The sequence below is a fragment of the Cupriavidus sp. 01L46 genome, assembly GCF_056399905.1.
On sequence record NZ_JBFTSF010000219.1, the window covers coordinates 1 to 15399 of the forward strand.

General features: G+C 62.8%; 16 protein-coding genes and 1 pseudogene. All 17 read right to left on the reverse strand.

Annotated features, from left to right (window positions below):
- Positions 1-207: 207 nt before the first annotated feature.
- The 17 genes and pseudogenes from nagZ to acpP all read right to left on the reverse strand — a co-directional run bounded on the left by nagZ (position 208) and on the right by acpP (position 15175).
- Positions 208-1257 carry a beta-N-acetylhexosaminidase gene (gene nagZ / locus AC1DS3_RS28310; RefSeq protein ID WP_441641056.1) on the reverse strand — a complete coding sequence of 350 codons (1050 nt, stop codon included), beginning with the start codon at positions 1255-1257 and terminating at the stop codon, positions 208-210.
- On the reverse strand, positions 1254-1697 hold the full coding sequence (gene acpS, locus AC1DS3_RS28315) for a holo-ACP synthase (RefSeq protein ID WP_441641057.1): 444 nt from the start codon (positions 1695-1697) through the stop codon (positions 1254-1256). Before acpS ends, nagZ begins: the two co-directional genes overlap by 4 nt.
- A complete protein-coding gene (pdxJ, locus tag AC1DS3_RS28320) occupies positions 1694-2476 on the reverse strand; it encodes a pyridoxine 5'-phosphate synthase (protein WP_477128400.1) in 783 nt (260 codons plus the stop codon). Before pdxJ ends, acpS begins: the two co-directional genes overlap by 4 nt.
- Positions 2477-2506: 30 nt before the next feature.
- Positions 2507-3385: a DNA repair protein RecO gene (gene recO / locus AC1DS3_RS28325; RefSeq protein WP_477128401.1), complete on the reverse strand. Its 879-nt coding sequence runs from the start codon at positions 3383-3385 to the stop codon at positions 2507-2509.
- On the reverse strand, positions 3378-4313 hold the full coding sequence (era, locus tag AC1DS3_RS28330; RefSeq protein WP_441641060.1) for a GTPase Era: 936 nt from the start codon (positions 4311-4313) through the stop codon (positions 3378-3380). The genes recO and era overlap by 8 nt, the downstream gene beginning before the upstream one ends.
- Positions 4310-4938 (reverse strand): annotated as a pseudogene (rnc, locus tag AC1DS3_RS28335) (ribonuclease III). The gene era and the pseudogene rnc overlap by 4 nt, the downstream one beginning before the upstream one ends.
- A 1-nt stretch (position 4939) precedes the next feature.
- Positions 4940-5254, reverse strand: a complete 315-nt coding sequence (locus tag AC1DS3_RS28340) for a DUF4845 domain-containing protein (RefSeq protein ID WP_477128404.1) — start codon at positions 5252-5254, stop codon at positions 4940-4942.
- A 213-nt stretch (positions 5255-5467) separates the two neighbouring features.
- Entirely contained in the window at positions 5468-6367 is a 900-nt protein-coding gene (gene lepB, locus AC1DS3_RS28345; RefSeq protein ID WP_477128402.1) for a signal peptidase I, read from the reverse strand.
- Between the two features lie 87 nt (positions 6368-6454).
- Positions 6455-8248: a translation elongation factor 4 gene (gene lepA / locus AC1DS3_RS28350; protein WP_150983163.1), complete on the reverse strand. Its 1794-nt coding sequence runs from the start codon at positions 8246-8248 to the stop codon at positions 6455-6457.
- A gap of 240 nt (positions 8249-8488) precedes the next feature.
- Positions 8489-8794 (reverse strand): glutaredoxin family protein, encoded by a 306-nt coding sequence (locus AC1DS3_RS28355; protein WP_441641062.1) that lies wholly within the window; start codon positions 8792-8794, stop codon positions 8489-8491.
- 14 nt (positions 8795-8808) lie between these two features.
- Complete coding sequence (locus AC1DS3_RS28360) at positions 8809-10260, reverse strand: DegQ family serine endoprotease (RefSeq protein WP_441641063.1); 1452 nt, start codon at positions 10258-10260, stop codon at positions 8809-8811.
- A gap of 151 nt (positions 10261-10411) precedes the next feature.
- The gene (locus AC1DS3_RS28365) at positions 10412-11485 is read right to left on the reverse strand and encodes a MucB/RseB C-terminal domain-containing protein (protein WP_441641064.1); all 1074 of its coding nucleotides are present in this window, start codon (positions 11483-11485) and stop codon (positions 10412-10414) included.
- An 8-nt stretch (positions 11486-11493) separates the two neighbouring features.
- Positions 11494-12123 (reverse strand): sigma-E factor negative regulatory protein, encoded by a 630-nt coding sequence (locus AC1DS3_RS28370; protein WP_441641065.1) that lies wholly within the window; start codon positions 12121-12123, stop codon positions 11494-11496.
- Between the two features lie 134 nt (positions 12124-12257).
- On the reverse strand, positions 12258-12857 hold the full coding sequence (rpoE, locus tag AC1DS3_RS28375; protein WP_477128403.1) for an RNA polymerase sigma factor RpoE: 600 nt from the start codon (positions 12855-12857) through the stop codon (positions 12258-12260).
- A 129-nt stretch (positions 12858-12986) separates the two neighbouring features.
- Positions 12987-13454 (reverse strand): hypothetical protein, encoded by a 468-nt coding sequence (locus tag AC1DS3_RS28380; RefSeq protein ID WP_441641066.1) that lies wholly within the window; start codon positions 13452-13454, stop codon positions 12987-12989.
- Positions 13455-13503: 49 nt separating this feature from the next.
- Entirely contained in the window at positions 13504-14736 is a 1233-nt protein-coding gene (gene fabF / locus AC1DS3_RS28385) for a beta-ketoacyl-ACP synthase II (RefSeq protein WP_441641067.1), read from the reverse strand.
- Positions 14737-14935: 199 nt separating this feature from the next.
- Positions 14936-15175, reverse strand: a complete 240-nt coding sequence (gene acpP / locus AC1DS3_RS28390) for an acyl carrier protein (protein WP_009522116.1) — start codon at positions 15173-15175, stop codon at positions 14936-14938.
- Positions 15176-15399 lie beyond the last annotated feature (224 nt).

Here is a 15399-nt window from a genome sequence, read left to right on the forward strand (position 1 = left end):
CTCAAGTCGGCCGGCTGTTGCGCTTCGAGCAGGAAGGTCAGGTGACTGGAAAGCATCGCGCCCGAAAGTTAACACTTCGGCGCAGCGTTTACAACTTCCTCTGACGCTACATACAAAAATGCCGTTCAGCTCTTAACTGAACGGCATTACASCTTCGGSTGCCCTTTTCTTTTCCCTGCGACTTACCGGCCCTCGGCGAATGCAGCGTCAGGCTATCAGGCCGTGGCGCTTGAGCACGCCCATGGCGGCGGCGTACTCCGCCTCTTGCATCAGCTTGTTCCAGTCCAGCGGCTTGCGGCGCCCGAACAGTCGGCGGATACGGCGTTGCGAGGTCTTGCCGATACGCACATCGAGCTCATCCAGCAACTGGTCGGCCCGCTCCGGATGGTTGCAGATCAGCACCATGTCGCATCCGGCGCCCAAGGCAGCACGCGCGGCCTCGGTCACCGTGCCTGCCACGCTGGCCCCTTCCATGCTCAGGTCATCGCTGAAGATCACGCCCTCAAAGCCCAACTGGGTACGCAGCACGTCCTGCAGCCAGTAGCGCGAGAAGCCGGCCGGGTGCGGGTCGACCTTGGGGTAGATCACGTGCGCCGGCATCACCGACGACAGCGTCATCCCCATCCACTCGTAGGGGCGCGCATCCTGCGAGAGGATCTCGTCGAGGCCGCGCTCGTCCACCGGCACGGCCACGTGCGAGTCCGCGGCCACAAAGCCGTGCCCCGGGAAGTGCTTGCCGCAATTGGCCATGCCGGCAAGCAGCAGGCCGTGGGTCAGGTGGTTGGCGAGCATGGTCACCACACGCGGGTCTGCGTGGAAGGCACGGTCGCCGATCACGGCGCTGAGCCCGTAGTCCAGATCGAGCACGGGGGTGAAGCTCAGGTCGATATCGCAGGCRCGCAACTCGGCCGCCAGCACGTAGCCGCAGGCAACGGCCGCCTTGGTTGCCGCCAGCACGTCCTGGTCCCACAACGCGCCAAGCCGGGCCATCGCCGGCAGGTGCGTGAAGCCATCGGTCTTGGCGCGCTGCACCCGGCCACCCTCGTGATCGATGCAGATCAGCACATCGTCGCGCACGGTGCGGATTTCGTGCGTCAGTGCCTGCAGTTGCGCGCGCGACTCGAAGTTGCGCGCGAACAGGATCACGCCGCCGGTCAGCGGGTGAGAGATGCGGCGGATATCGTCCGCATCGAGCTGCTTGCCTTTGACATCGAGTACAACCGGACCCGGCCGTTTACCGGAAATCTTCTTGATCATTTGGATTCTTCACTAGGCTGGGAGGCGAGCGGCGGGCTGACGCCACCGCCGCCCGGCTCGGCAATCGCAAAAGCGACCGCATAATCGTGTTCGTCGCTGACACTGACCCGCACCACGAGGCCGCGCTCCCGCAGCCAGGCGTCGAGCTCGCCGTGGCAATGCGGATACGGCTCGCCGGAGGGCAGGTTCAGCAGCTCCATCGCGCGCCAGGTCATCGGCCAGCGCATGCCCAGGCCGATCGCCTTGGAGAAGGCCTCCTTGGCAGCGAAACGCGTGGCCAGGAAAGCGAGCCCGCGTTTTTCCGAGCGCGCCTTGCGGGCGTGGTATTTCTGGAGTTCCTGCGGGCCGAGCACCTTCTCGGCAAACCGGCCGCGCGTGCGCTCCATCACGCCCTGCACGCGATCGATCTGGATGATGTCGGTGCCGATGCCGTAGATCACGCTGCGGCGTCCGGGCGCGGATAGGTGGTGCCCAGACGCGCGGCGACCATGATGGCCTTCATCTCGCGAACGGCGTTCTGCCAGCCGACAAAGACCGCATGCGCGACGATGGCGTGGCCGATATTCAGTTCCTTGATGCCATGCAGCGCGGCCACCGGCTGCACATTGGTGTAGTGCAGGCCGTGGCCGGCGTTGACCACCAGGCCAAGCCGCACGCCGGCATCGACGCCTTCGGCGACGCGGCGCAGCTCGGTGGCCTGCTCCTCGGCCGAATGCGCATCGGCGTAGCGCCCGGTGTGCAGTTCCACCACCGGCGCGCCGCAAGCGGCAGCGGCTTCGATCTGCTCGACCTGCGCATCGATGAACAGCGAGACGCGAATGCCCGCGTCGGCCAGTTGGCGGCAGGCGGCCTTGACCTGCTCGAAGCGCCCGGCTACGTCCAGGCCGCCTTCGGTGGTGACTTCCTCGCGCCGCTCGGGCACCAGGCAGACATCCTGCGGACGGATCCCGCAGGCGATGTCGAGCATTTCCTGGGTGATCGCGCACTCCAGGTTCATGCGCGTGGCCAGCAGCGGGMGCAGCGCGTGCACGTCGGCGTCGCGGATATGACGGCGGTCTTCGCGCAGGTGCAGCGTGATCAGGTCGGCGCCGGCCTGCTCGGCCTGCAGCGCTGCCTGGATCGGATCGGGATAGGCCGTGCCGCGCGCATTGCGCAGCGTGGCCACGTGGTCGATATTGACGCCAAGGTCGATGACGCCGGGATGCGCGTGGAAGATCATGCGGGTGGGCTCTAAAGGCTCAGAAATAAATCAGAGATAGTGCAGGTCGATCAAGATCTGGCGCGTCTTCAGCGGCGCGCCTTGCAAATAATAATGCAGCAGGAAGCGCATCAGGGCGCGACTTTGCGTGACAGTTTGTGTACGGCTATAGTCGTCCTGCGACATGTCGAGCAGCGTCTGCCCCGAAACCACAGGCCAGGATGATGGATCGCTGGCCTKCGCGCGACGCACGCCCCGCTCGGGCTGGTAGACATAGTCCAGCGCCGGCTCGACCGCCTCGCCGGAATTGGCGCACTCATCGAAAGCCACCGCAAAGCCGGTTTCCTGCAGCAGCACACGCTCGAAGCCGCGCAGCACCAGTCCGGCCGGCTCGCCGTGCGAGAGCTGGGTCAGCGTGGCCATGTACTGGCGAAACAGGGTAACGTGGGCGTCTTCGCGGGCGCAAAAGCGCAGCAGCAATTCGTTGAGATAAAAACCCGAGAGCAACGCGTCGCTTGCCAGCGGCAGCATGCCGCCAACCCACTCCGCGCGCGTCAGCGTCTTGACCTCGCCGCGGCCGCTCCATGAGAGGGAAATCGGCTGGAAATGCTGGAGTACCGGTCGCAGCGCCGAATGCGGCCGCTTGGCACCCTTGGCCACCATGGCGACGCGCCCGTGGTCACGCGTGAACACGTCGAGGATCAGGCTGGTTTCGCGGTAAGGCCAGGCGTGCAGCACGAAGCCGGGCTGGTTGGCGACGCGCAGCTCGGTGCGCGCCGGCACAATGCGCAACGCGCGATCCATCATCGCGCGTTGCTCCGCCACTGCCATGCCAGGCACGGCATGGCTGCCCAGCAGTTCGGCGGCTTCTTCCACTACCGGGTCAATGCGGCGGGCCTTCAGGGCAGGCCCGCCCGCTCTATCACTCATAGCCGTAGGCGCGCAATCCAGCTTCGTTGTCGGCCCAGCCGCTCTTGACCTTGATGAACATCTCCAGGTAGACCTTGCCGTCGAACAGCTTCTCCATGTCGATGCGGGCTTCCGTGGAAATGGTCTTGAGCTTGGCGCCCTTGTTGCCGATGATCATGGCCTTGTGCCCGTCACGCTCGACCAGGATGGTGGCAAAGATGCGCCGCAGCCGGCCTTCGGTCTCGAATTTCTCGATGATGACCGTGCTGGTGTAGGGCAACTCGTCGCCGGTCCAGCGGAACACCTTCTCGCGGATGATCTCCGAGGCCATGAAGCGCTCGCTGCGATCGGTCATGGAGTCGGCGTCGTACATCGGCTCGCCTTCCGGCAGGTAAGGCCGGATGATGGCGAGCAGGCGTTCGATGTGATCGTGCGTCTTGGCCGACATCGGCACCACTTCCGCGAACTGGAACTGGTGCCCCATCTTTTCCAGGAAGGGCATCATCACCTCAGCCCGGTCCGCGCCAAGGCGATCCAGCTTGTTGGTGACGAGCAGCACCGGCACTTTCTTGGGCAGCAGCGACAGCACCTTCTCGTCGTCGGCGCCGTAGTAGCCGGCCTCGACCACGAACAGCACCAGGTCCACCGACGACAGGGTCGAGGTGACGGCACGGTTCAGCGAGCGGTTCAGCGCGCTGGCATGGCGGGTCTGGAAACCCGGCGTATCGACGAAGACGAACTGGGCGTCCCCGGTGGTCTGGATGCCAACGATGCGGTGGCGCGTGGTCTGCGCCTTGCGGGAGGTAATGCTGACCTTCTGGCCAACCAGCGCGTTCATCAGCGTGGACTTGCCGACGTTGGGACGCCCGACAATAGCCACGGTGCCGCAACGAAAGGCTGCGCTTGGGGTACCCGCGGCGTCTTGCTGCGGATTGGTAGATTCGGTCATTCCTTCAACCTGAGAGACAACTGGGGATCGGGCGGCACCGGCTGCTTGCGCGTCTTGCCGGTGCGCTCGGCCCGGCTGCGCTTGAGCAACTGGGGCAGGTGGCGATCACGTTATATTGCGGCAGGGCTATCTTGTGGCCTTGCAGGTACTCCTGCAACAGCGTCTTGGCATCCTTGCCCAGCGTGCGCGGATCCACCTGCTCGAGAATGGGGATGTAGAGCTTGCGGATCAGTGTGCGCGCACCTTCGAAGCCGGCATCGAGGAATACGGCGCCGACGATGGCTTCCAGCGCATCGGCAAGAATCGAAGGGCGGCGGAAACCGCCGCTCTTCAGTTCGCCCTCGCCCAGGCGCAGCGCCTCGGACAACTGCAGCATCTGGGCGATTTCATACAGCGCCTGCTGCTTGACCAGGTTGGCGCGCACGCGGGAGAGATYGCCTTCGTCGAGTTTGCTGAACATGCCGTACAGCATATCGGCCACGGCGCAGTTCAGCACCGAATCGCCCAGGAATTCCAGGCGCTCGTTGTGCAAGGCACTGTGGCTGCGGTGCGTCAGCGCCTGCTGCAGCAATTCTGGCTTGCTGAAGCGGTAGCCGAGGCGTTGCTGCAAGGCATCGAGGTTCATGTCAGTACTGCGTTCCCGAATAGGTAATCATAAGGCTCAGAGGGCCGTATAACGGCACCTCGTTACGGTAGGAAAAGCCCACCGAGCGGATCGTGCCGTTGTCGTCCTCGCGAATGTCCAGATCGTCGCTGCGCACAGCGGTGATACGGTCAATCTGTGCCTGCTTGGCGAAATAATCGGCCACTTCGCGCTTGTTGGATGCCTGTTGCTTGGCATAACTGATGGCGCGCTTGACCGAAAAGTACTCCAGCAAGCTTGGGATCGCCCTGACCGCCGGGATCACGATGCCTMCGACAATCAAGATGACGATCAGCAAGCTGCCAAGGGAGAATCCGCGCACCTTGTACCGCCCCGCCAGACGCGCCCCCCCCCTCTTTGAACCAACCTCCCGGCGCGATTGATCCGATTGCTCTGCTTGTTCTGCCAGTGCCGTTTGACCAGCCTGGCCCTTCTGACCTTTCTGACCCTGTTGACCCATGTTGCGCTTTCCCTCGCTTGACTGGAGTGATTTATTCGCGCCGCGGAAGGCTTACTTGAACGCCCCCACGCGTCCGATATTGCCGAGGTTCATCCAGATCAGGAATGCCCGGCCGACAATATTCTGATCAGGCACGAAGCCCCAATAACGTGAATCCAGGCTGTTGTCGCGGTTGTMGCCCATCACAAAATAGTGACCTTGCGGCACCTTGCAGGTCAGCCCTTGCTGATTGTAAGTGCAGTTTTCGCGGAACGGAAAATCGGGGTCCGCGCCGGAGACAAACGGCGGCCGGTCGGCGTCGTTGAGGATGCCGTGCTCCGGGCCGTCGGGCAGCTTCTCGCGGAAGTGCTTCGAGTACGAAAGCCGCTCTTCATCCAGGTAATCGGGCAGCGGGCTGTAATCGGCGGCCTTGCCATTGATGGTCAGGCGCTTGTTCTGGTAGCTCACCACATCGCCCGGCACTCCGATCACACGCTTGATGTAGTCGAGGGACTGATCCTTCGGGTAGCGGAACACCATCACGTCGCCGCGCTTCGGGTCGCCGACCGAGAGGATCTTCTTGTTCACCACCGGCAGCCTGATGCCGTAGTCGTACTTGTTGACCAGGATGAAGTCACCGATCAGCAGCGTCGGGATCATCGAGCCGGACGGGATCTTGAACGGCTCGACCACGAAGGAGCGCAGCACGAACACGGCCAGGATCACCGGGAAGAAGCTTGCCGAATACTCCAGCCACCAAGGCTGGCGCAGCTTTTCCTCGGCGAGGCGGCTACGCGACGTGTCGATCTCGCCGACGCCGTAGCGTCCCTGGAGATCAGCCTTGCGCGCATCGAACTCGGCCAGCGCGGACTGGGCGGAAAGCCGCCGCTGCTTCTCGAACACCAGTTTGTCGGCCACCCAGGCAATGCCCGTAATAACCACAAGCACAAAAAGGATCAGTGCAAAATTCATGTCGGCTAGATCGTCGTGTTGTTTTGATAGAGTCCGCGTCAACCACTGCCAGAAGCCTGCCGGCAGTGCCGGCGCGGGCCAGCCGGCTTACTTGTCGCCCACCTGCAGGATCGCGAGGAAGGCCTCCTGGGGAATCTCGACCGAACCCACTTGCTTCATGCGCTTCTTGCCCGCCTTCTGCTTCTCCAGCAGCTTCTTCTTGCGCGAGATATCGCCGCCGTAGCACTTGGCAAGCACGTTCTTGCGCAGCGCCTTAACGTTCTCGCGCGCGATGATGTTGACGCCGATGGTGGCCTGGATGGCTACGTCGTACATCTGGCGCGGGATGATCTCGCGCATCTTGGACACGACTTCGCGGCCACGGTACTGCGAGTTGGAACGGTGCACGATCACGGACAAGGCATCGACCTTGTCGCCGTTGATCAGGATGTCCACCTTGACCACGTCGGCAGCGCGATACTCCTTGAACTCATAGTCCATCGAGGCGTAGCCGCGCGACACGGACTTCAGCCGGTCGAAGAAATCCATKACGATTTCCGCCATCGGAATCTCATACGTAAGCTGCACCTGCTTGCCGTGATAGCTCATGTTGATCTGCGTGCCGCGCTTCTGCGTGCACAGCGTKATCACCGAGCCGACGTAGGCCTGCGGCATGTACAGGTTGACCGTGACGATGGGCTCGAGGATGTTCTCGATGCGGCTCGGGTCCGGCATCTTGGCCGGGTTCTCCACGATCAGCTTGGTCTTGTCGCGCATGTCGACCTCGTACACCACCGTCGGTGCGGTGGTGATGAGGTCCATGTCGAATTCGCGTTCCAGGCGCTCCTGCACGATCTCCATGTGCAGCAGGCCCAGGAAGCCGCAACGGAAGCCGAAGCCAAGCGCCTGCGACACCTCGGGCTCGTACTGCAATGACGCGTCGTTGAGCTTGAGCTTTTCCAGCGATTCGCGCAGCGCTTCGTACTGGTTGGCTTCCACCGGGTACAGGCCGGCGAACACCTGCGGTTTGACTTCCTTGAACCCAGGCAGCGGCTCGGCTGCCTTGCGCGCCATGGTGGTGATGGTGTCACCCACCTTGGCGGCCTTCAGTTCCTTGATGCCGGCGATCACGAAGCCCACCTGCCCTGCCTGCAGCGACTCGCGCGGCAGCGACTTGGGCGAGAACACGCCGACCTGTTCGACCAGGTGCTGCGAGCCCGTGGCCATCAGCAGGACCTTGTCCTTGGGCTTGAGGGTGCCGTTGACCACGCGCACCAGCATCACCACGCCCACGTAGTTGTCGAACCACGAGTCGATGATCAGGGCCTGCAGCGGGGCGGCGGGATCGCCCTTGGGCGGCGGCACGCGTGCGATCATCGCCTCAATGACGTCCTGCACGCCGAGGCCGGTCTTGGCCGAGCAAGGCGTGGCGTCATGCGCGTCGATGCCGATCACTTCCTCGATCTCGCGGATCGCGTTTTCGGGATCGGCCGACGGCAGATCGATCTTGTTCAATACCGGCACCACTTCCACACCGAGCTCGATCGCGGTGTAGCAGTTGGCGACGGTCTGCGCTTCCACGCCCTGCGATGCATCGACCACCAGCAGCGCGCCTTCGCAGGCGGACAACGAGCGGCTCACTTCATAGCTGAAGTCGACGTGTCCCGGGGTGTCGATGAGGTTGAGGTTGTAGATCTTGCCGTCACGCGCCTTGTAGCTCAGCGCGGCGGTCTGCGCCTTGATGGTAATGCCGCGCTCCTTCTCGATGTCCATCGAGTCAAGCACCTGCGCTTCCATCTCGCGATCGGACAGGCCTCCGCAAAGTTGGATGATGCGGTCGGCCAGGGTCGATTTACCGTGGTCGATGTGGGCGATGATCGAGAAATTGCGGATATGGTCCATCTGATGCTCAGGGGTGCGCCGTTTCAGGCCACGAAGTGCCCGCGTGGGCACGCCGGGCGGCGCAGCAATTATGAACGGCCTGGAACTGGCGCCCTGCGGGGCGCACGCCGATCCCGGCCGCAGGTTGGTGACGCAGACTTTGCGCCAAACTGCGATTTTACCGTATTTTCAAGGACTTCCGTATTGCGAAATGGACCACGACGCTAGCCCCGCAGCCAAACCAGGCTTCGCCGGGCGCACTTATGCGCCATCTAGCGCCCCATGGCCCACCCGTTCGCGCGCCCGCGGCCCCGCATGTGCGGCCAACCACGCCCTCACCCGCTTTTCGTCAAGAAAGTAATGACAAAGCTCCGCGTCCGGGGTGGCCGGAGAACTGGCCATCAGCACGGGCACCAGCTCGTCGAAACGGGCCATGGCCGCCGGATCGGCATCCACGTCCACCTCGTGCAGGACAAAGGAAAAATCGCGCCGGAGCGGCTCCAGCGCGATTTTCATGTCCTCGCACAGATGGCAGTAGCTCCTGCCATACAGTGTGAGATCGGCCATGATGGCAGCGCCGGTCAGCGCGAGGACATCGTGCCTGGCCGCAGGGTCAGCACCTGGGTGGCATCCCCGCGGCGCACGAACACCGCGGCGATCTTGGCTTTGTCGAGTGCCTTGACCAGTTCGTTGAACTGCTTTGGGCTGGTCACATCGCTGTCGCCCAACCGCAGGATGATGTCGCCCTGCCGAATGCCGGCGCGCATCGCCGGACCATCCGCCTGCTCGACCTCGACCCCCGACTTGATCTTGAGCTCCTTGAGCTTTGCGTCGGGAATCTCATTGACGATCAATCCAAGCGCATTGGGCTTGGCCGCCGGCGGGGCGTTATCGTCGCGCGGGCCAGTGCCGCGGGCCTTCACCTTCGCATCCGCATCCAGCTCGGCCACGGTGATGGACACCTCGCGCGTCGCGCCCTTGCGCCAGAGCTGCAGCGGAACACGCGTGCCCGGCTTGATGTCGCCAACCATGCGCGGCAGATCCGACGCCTTCTCGATGTCGCGGCCGTTGAACTTGAGGATGATGTCACCGGCCTCGATCCCCGCCTTCTCGGCAGGGCCACCGGGCTCGACGCTGCCGACCAGTGCGCCCCGGGCACGGCCCAGGCCGAGAGAATCGGCAACTTCCTTGGTCACATCCCCGATTGCCACCGCGATGCGTCCGCGCGTGACCTTGCCGGTTGCCTTGAGCTGCTCGGTGACCCGCAAGGCTTCGTCGATCGGGATGGCGAAGGAAATACCCATATAGCCGCCGCTGCGGCTGTAGATCTGCGAGTTGATGCCGATCACCTCGCCACGCAGGTTGATCAGCGGACCGCCGGAATTGCCAGGGTTGACCGCCACATCGGTCTGGATGAACGGCAGGTAGTCACCGGTATCGCGCCCCTTGGCGGAGACGATGCCTGCGGTCACGGTGTTATCGAGGCCAAAGGGAGAACCGATGGCCAGCACCCATTCGCCAGCGCGAACCTTGTCCGAATCGCCGAGCGTCAGCTTTGGCAGGCCGGTCGCGTCGACCTTGAGCAAGGCGACATCGGTGCGCTTGTCCGAGCCGATCAGCTTGGCCTTGAATTCACGCTTGTCGGGCAGCGTGACGTAGATGGTTTCCGCATCGGCAACCACGTGGGCATTGGTCATCACATAGCCATCCTGGCTAATGACGAAACCCGATCCCACGCCACGACTCTGCTCCTCGCCTTGCGGCGGCTGGCCACGGCGCGGGGCACCCGGCGGCGTGGGTGCACCTGGCATGGGCACGCCAAAGAAACGGCGGAAGAACTCTGCCATTTCGTCATCTTCCGTCCCCCCCGGCGTGCCGCGCGCGCGCACGCGCTCGGTGGTGCGGATGTTCACGACAGCCGGACCGGCCTTCTCCACCAGTTCGGTGAAGTCGGGCAGGTTATAGGACGGCGCGGCGGCCTGGGCGTGACTCAGCTCAGCGGCAAAGGGTGCAAAGGCGAGAATGGCAGCCATGAGCACGGTCCGAGCCAAGGCTGGAGATCTTGGTGACATCGTCGACTCCCGGGAAATCAGCGAAAAGAGGAAGAAAGCACAGGCAGCAGGGTTGCCGATCGGCGGCGGCCCGCAGGCGATGTTCACGCCCGCGGCGACGCCGCGATCCGGCCTAGTGAGCCTTCGGTGGTTTGTATTCTACCGCCGAGGCAAACTGCCTCACTGTGGCCGGCGGGACTTCACCCACCACGGTGATCCAGAAATCGGCTACGCGGCGTACCACGACCTGCGTGGCACCCAGCGAGGCGACGCCTTCGCGGCGCACGCGCTGCTCGGAAACCGGCTCGATAAACACCGACAGGCCGGTCAAGCCATCGCTGTAGACGATCTGGAGCACTTCGAAGACATTGCCGCGCGGGTTGGCCTGCGGTGCGCGCAGTTCTCCCAGCGGGCGGCGAACCTCACGGATCTTCAGGAACCCCTTGACCGGAACCGCGATGCTCCAGCCTTCATCGGCAATATTGGCCGGATGGTTGGTCACTTCATAGTGAGTCCAGGAGCCGGAGTTCTTGATGGCCGTGAGAATGCGCTGCTTTTCCGATGGCACGCCAATATCGACTTGCGAGAAAGCAACCTGTTCCAGCACCTTGCCGGCCTCGCCCAGGGTCTGTGCACGCATCAGCAAGCCGGAATTCTTCTCCGCCCACAGCCGCACGGCGTAGCGCGCTGCGTCATGCGGCTCGAGCGAAAAGACCTCGCACTCGACACCGGCCACGCGCTCGCCCGGAAGCTTGCGCATATCGTAGATATCGAGCACATCGCTCTTGTTGGTGGCCAGCAGCGCCGGGAAACGATCCTTGGCCTCCTGCTTCTCCACCACCACCAGCTTGGCCTCGGGAATCAGGCTGTGGACGATGTCGTTCTGGCGCAGCACCTCGCGCGGCTTGCCGTCGAGGGTCTCAAGCCGTTCATACTCGTTGTTGACGAGATCACTGTAGTGCTGGATACGTGATGCATGCATCACGCTGCCACGCTGATAAATCAGCGTACCGACATAATTCTCGCGCTGGGCCGCGCGATGGATCTTGTTGAGCCAGGCCGTTGCGTCGCGACGGGCCAGCGTATTGTCCGGCGGCTGCGCAGTTGCCGCAGCCGCAGTCAGACACAAGGCCAGAAAAAAGGACCTGCGAAGGGCCCTAATTCTGTGTGCGCCCGCTACGTTGGCGGGCGACCATCCTTTATGCATGTCCGGCATTATTCCTGCGAATTGTCCTGAGAGAAGTTTGCGCTGTTAGCCACTTGGCGCATGGTCGGCACTACCGCATCGGTGGCAACCGAGACGCGGTGAGCGCGGAGATATTCATCCAGACGGGGATCGCGGATCATCTGCGCGTTATCGGCGGAGACAGTCACGATGCCGCCAGCCTTGGGCGCTGCAGGTTGCTCGACACGCGCCACTACCGCATCCGGCGTGCCGAGGTCGGCGGCGCCGCGCATTTGCGGCACGGCCACCCAGCTGACGGCGGCCACTGCGGCGGCAATCGCGGTGCTTGGCATGACGCGGCGCACCCACGACGGCTTGAACAGCAGGCGATGAGCCGACGACGCCTTGGCGACGGCAGGCACCAGCACATGCGGCTCACTGTCCAGACGAGTGGAAAACCGGGAAAGAAAATCATCGGTCGAGCCGGCATGCGTCAGTTCTTCCGAACGCAGGGCATCGCCAATCAATTGATAAGAGGCCCAACTCGCCATGCCTGCCTCGCTTTTCGCGAGATCCAGCACTGCGTTTACTTCGTGCGGCGCCAGCTCGCCATCCATCAGCACGGAGATTTGCTCCGCTGCTTCCACTTCATGAACCGACTGCTTATGAGCCTGACCCATTTCCCACCCCTAGAAAAACCATTGAACAACCGACAATCCCGTCTACTGCTTTGTCGTTTTTCGATGCAGGAATAGGCTGCAACGCTGGCCGCACGACATTTTATTTACTGCTTACCACCAAGTATCACTACCTGCTACCACCGCTTGCCCTCTGCTGTTCCCAGCAGCGGGCGCAATTTATCGGCAATCGCCTCGCGCGCCCGGAAGATGCGTGACCGGACCGTGCCGATCGGGCAACCCATGGCTTCCGCGATCTCCTCATAACTGAGGCCCTCGATCTCGCGAAGGGTGATGGCGGTGCGCAATTCCTCGGGCAGTGCTTCCATCGCGCGGTTGACCGTCTCGGCCACCTGGCGGGTATGAAGCATCGACTCCGGTGTATTGATATCTCTTAGTTGCTCACCGTCCGCAAAAGTTTCAGCCTCTTCGGCATCGATATCACTGGAGGCTTCCGGCCGGCGTCCCTGGGTCGCCAGGTAGTTCTTCGCCGTGTTCACCGCGATCCGGTACAACCAGGTGTAGAACGCCGACTCGCCGCGAAATTGCGGCAATGCACGATACGCCTTGATGAAGGCGTCTTGTGCCACATCCTCCACTTCCGCGGAATCCCGCACCAAAYGCGAAATGAGCCTGATGATCTTGCGGTGGTACTTCACCACCAACAATTCAAAGGCCCGCTTATCGCCCTGCTGGACGCGTTCAACGAGGAGCTGATCGGCTTCGCGTTCGCTCACGAATATTTCACCTGCAGTGTATCTCTTGGTATCGTCTTCACGACAAACGTTGTATTTTACCTACGTTGCGGGCCGCACGGTCAGTGCGTTGCAACGCATATTGTGAAGAATGGTTGAAATTGCCGCGCATCAGCCGGCCTCGCCGGCCACCGGGCCTTCGCGGCGCGCAACCCGAATCGTGCGCCTCAGGGCGCGCAAAGCGCCGGCACCGGCAAATGCGCGATTGACCACCAGCACACGTGGTGGCCGTCCGGCCACCGGCTCCAGGGCCAGCACGAGCGCCAGCTCGCCTAGTTCCCAGCTGGATTCCACCCTCGCTATCGCGCGGCTGCCRCCCGGCATGTCGACCAGGATGCCAGGCCGGCCGGTACGGTCCCGCCCTGGCGCAAGGCCGCCGTAGGTACAGGCGGCGCCGTGCCAGAGCTTGGGCCAATGGCAGGCCAGCCAGCCGCACAGCCCGGCCAGGCCGCCTACCAACAGCCACTGCGTTAGATCCCAGCTTTGCGCCGAGCGCCCCAGTTCCTGCACGCCTTGCCGGGCCAGCAACGCGAACGTTGCCAGCTCGCAAGCCAGGAACAGCGCCAGGGCCCACCGCAAGGGATGAACCCTGGAACGCAAAGGGGAAGCCACCCGGCGGCCGCCGGGTTCAGGCGCGACGGAAGACAAGCGTGCCGTTGGTACCGCCGAAGCCGAAGTTGTTTTTCACCGCCACGTCCATCTTCAGGTCACGTGCCGTATTGGCCACGTAATCCAGGTCGCACTCGGGATCCTGGTTGAAGATGTTGATGGTCGGAGGCGACACCTGGTGGTGCAGCGCCAGCACGGTAAAGACCGACTCAAGCCCGCCCGCGCCACCCAGCAAGTGGCCGGTCATCGACTTGGTCGAGTTGACAGCCAGCTTGTAGGCGTGATCGCCGAAGGCCAGCTTGATCGCTTCGGTCTCGTTCTTGTCACCAAGCGGAGTCGAGGTGCCGTGCGCATTCAGGTAGCCGACTTCGTCCGCATTGATGCCAGCATCCCTGAGGGCGTTGGCCATGCAGCGGCGGGGGCCGTCCATATTGGGCGCGGTCATGTGGTAAGCATCGCCGCTCATGCCGAAGCCGATCAGCTCCGCATAGATCCTGGCGCCACGCGCCTTGGCCGACTCGTACTCCTCGAGCATGACCACACCGGCGCCCTCGCCCAGCACGAAGCCATCGCGATCCTTGTCCCAGGGGCGGGAGGCGGCTGCGGGGTCATCGTTACGGGTCGACAGCGCACGCGCAGCGGCRAAACCGCCGATGCCCAGCGGCGAGACGGTGGATTCAGCGCCACCGGCCAGCATCACGTCGGCGTCCCCCGCCTGGATCAGGCGGGCTGCCAGGCCAATGCTGTGCAGGCCGGTGGTGCAAGCCGTGACCGCGGCCAGGTTGGGGCCCTTGAGTCCATGGATGATGGACAGGTGGCCCGAGATCATGTTGATGATCGAGCCAGGCACGAAGAACGGGGAGATCCGGCGCGGGCCGCGATTGGTCAGCTCCGCGTGGGTATCCTCGATCATCGGCAGGCCGCCGATGCCCGATCCGACCAGCACGCCAATGCGATCGGCATTGGCTTCGGTCACTTCGTAGCCGCTATCCTTCAGCGCCTGCGAACCCGCTGCAATGCCATAGTGGATAAAGGTATCCATATGGCGGGCTTCCTTGGCCGGGATGTAGTCCTCGGCGTTGAACCCCTTGACCTCGCCAGCAAAGTGCACGGCAAGCGCGGAATGATCGAATTTGGTGACGGTGGCAATGCCAGACTTGCCGGCAACCAGGTTGGCCCAGCCTTCGGCAACCGTGTTTCCGACCGGAGACACAAGGCCAAGCCCAGTGACGACGACGCGACGACGGCTCACTATGATTTCCTACGGGTACGTGAAGCAAAACCGGATTGGGAATCGATGCCGGCCAACGGCCAGCAACTGGCTGCACCGACACCGGCGCAACGCATCCAATTGTGCTTCTTCGAACAGACGAAAGCCACAGAAAACAACGCAGCGGACCCATGGGCCCACGCGCCTGCCTTCTGTGGCTCGGAATTCAGATACGACAGGCTTAAGCCTTGACGTGTGCAGTGGCGTAATCGATTGCCTGTTGCACGGTCGTGATCTTCTCGGCTTCCTCATCAGGAATTTCCATGCCGAATTCATCTTCCAACGCCATCACCAGTTCAACCGTGTCGAGCGAGTCAGCGCCCAGGTCGTTCACAAACGACGATTCGGTCTTGATGTCTGCCTCGGCCACGCCGAGTTGCTCTGCCACGATTTTCTTGACGCGTTGTTCGATATTGTCCATGTAACCCTCCAGGGAAGTTCGACAAAAAGTGGGCGCATTTTAGCAGGTTTGGGCCATAAAAATGCCCCCCGCCATCTATTGCAAGAACTGCGCCCGATCAGTTTTAAAAATAACCACTTCGTACAGCTTCTGCCGGCTTCTCCCTCGAATCCAGCCACCGCACAAGGTGATCAATTCATGTACATGCCACCATTCACATGGAGCGTTGTACCAGTGATGTAGGC

Excerpts from the sequence above, each read along its gene's own strand:
- AC1DS3_RS28365 (WP_441641064.1), bottom strand. The coding sequence starts at position 11,485 with ATGCATAAAGGATGGTCGCCCGCCAACGTAGCGGGCGCACACAGAATT.
- AC1DS3_RS28360 (WP_441641063.1), bottom strand. The coding sequence starts at position 10,260 with ATGGCTGCCATTCTCGCCTTTGCACCCTTTGCCGCTGAGCTGAGTCAC.
- AC1DS3_RS28355 (WP_441641062.1), bottom strand. The coding sequence starts at position 8,794 with ATGGCCGATCTCACACTGTATGGCAGGAGCTACTGCCATCTGTGCGAG.
- acpP (WP_009522116.1), bottom strand. The coding sequence starts at position 15,175 with ATGGACAATATCGAACAACGCGTCAAGAAAATCGTGGCAGAGCAACTC.
- era (WP_441641060.1), bottom strand. The coding sequence starts at position 4,313 with ATGACCGAATCTACCAATCCGCAGCAAGACGCCGCGGGTACCCCAAGC.
- AC1DS3_RS28370 (WP_441641065.1), bottom strand. The coding sequence starts at position 12,123 with ATGGGTCAGGCTCATAAGCAGTCGGTTCATGAAGTGGAAGCAGCGGAG.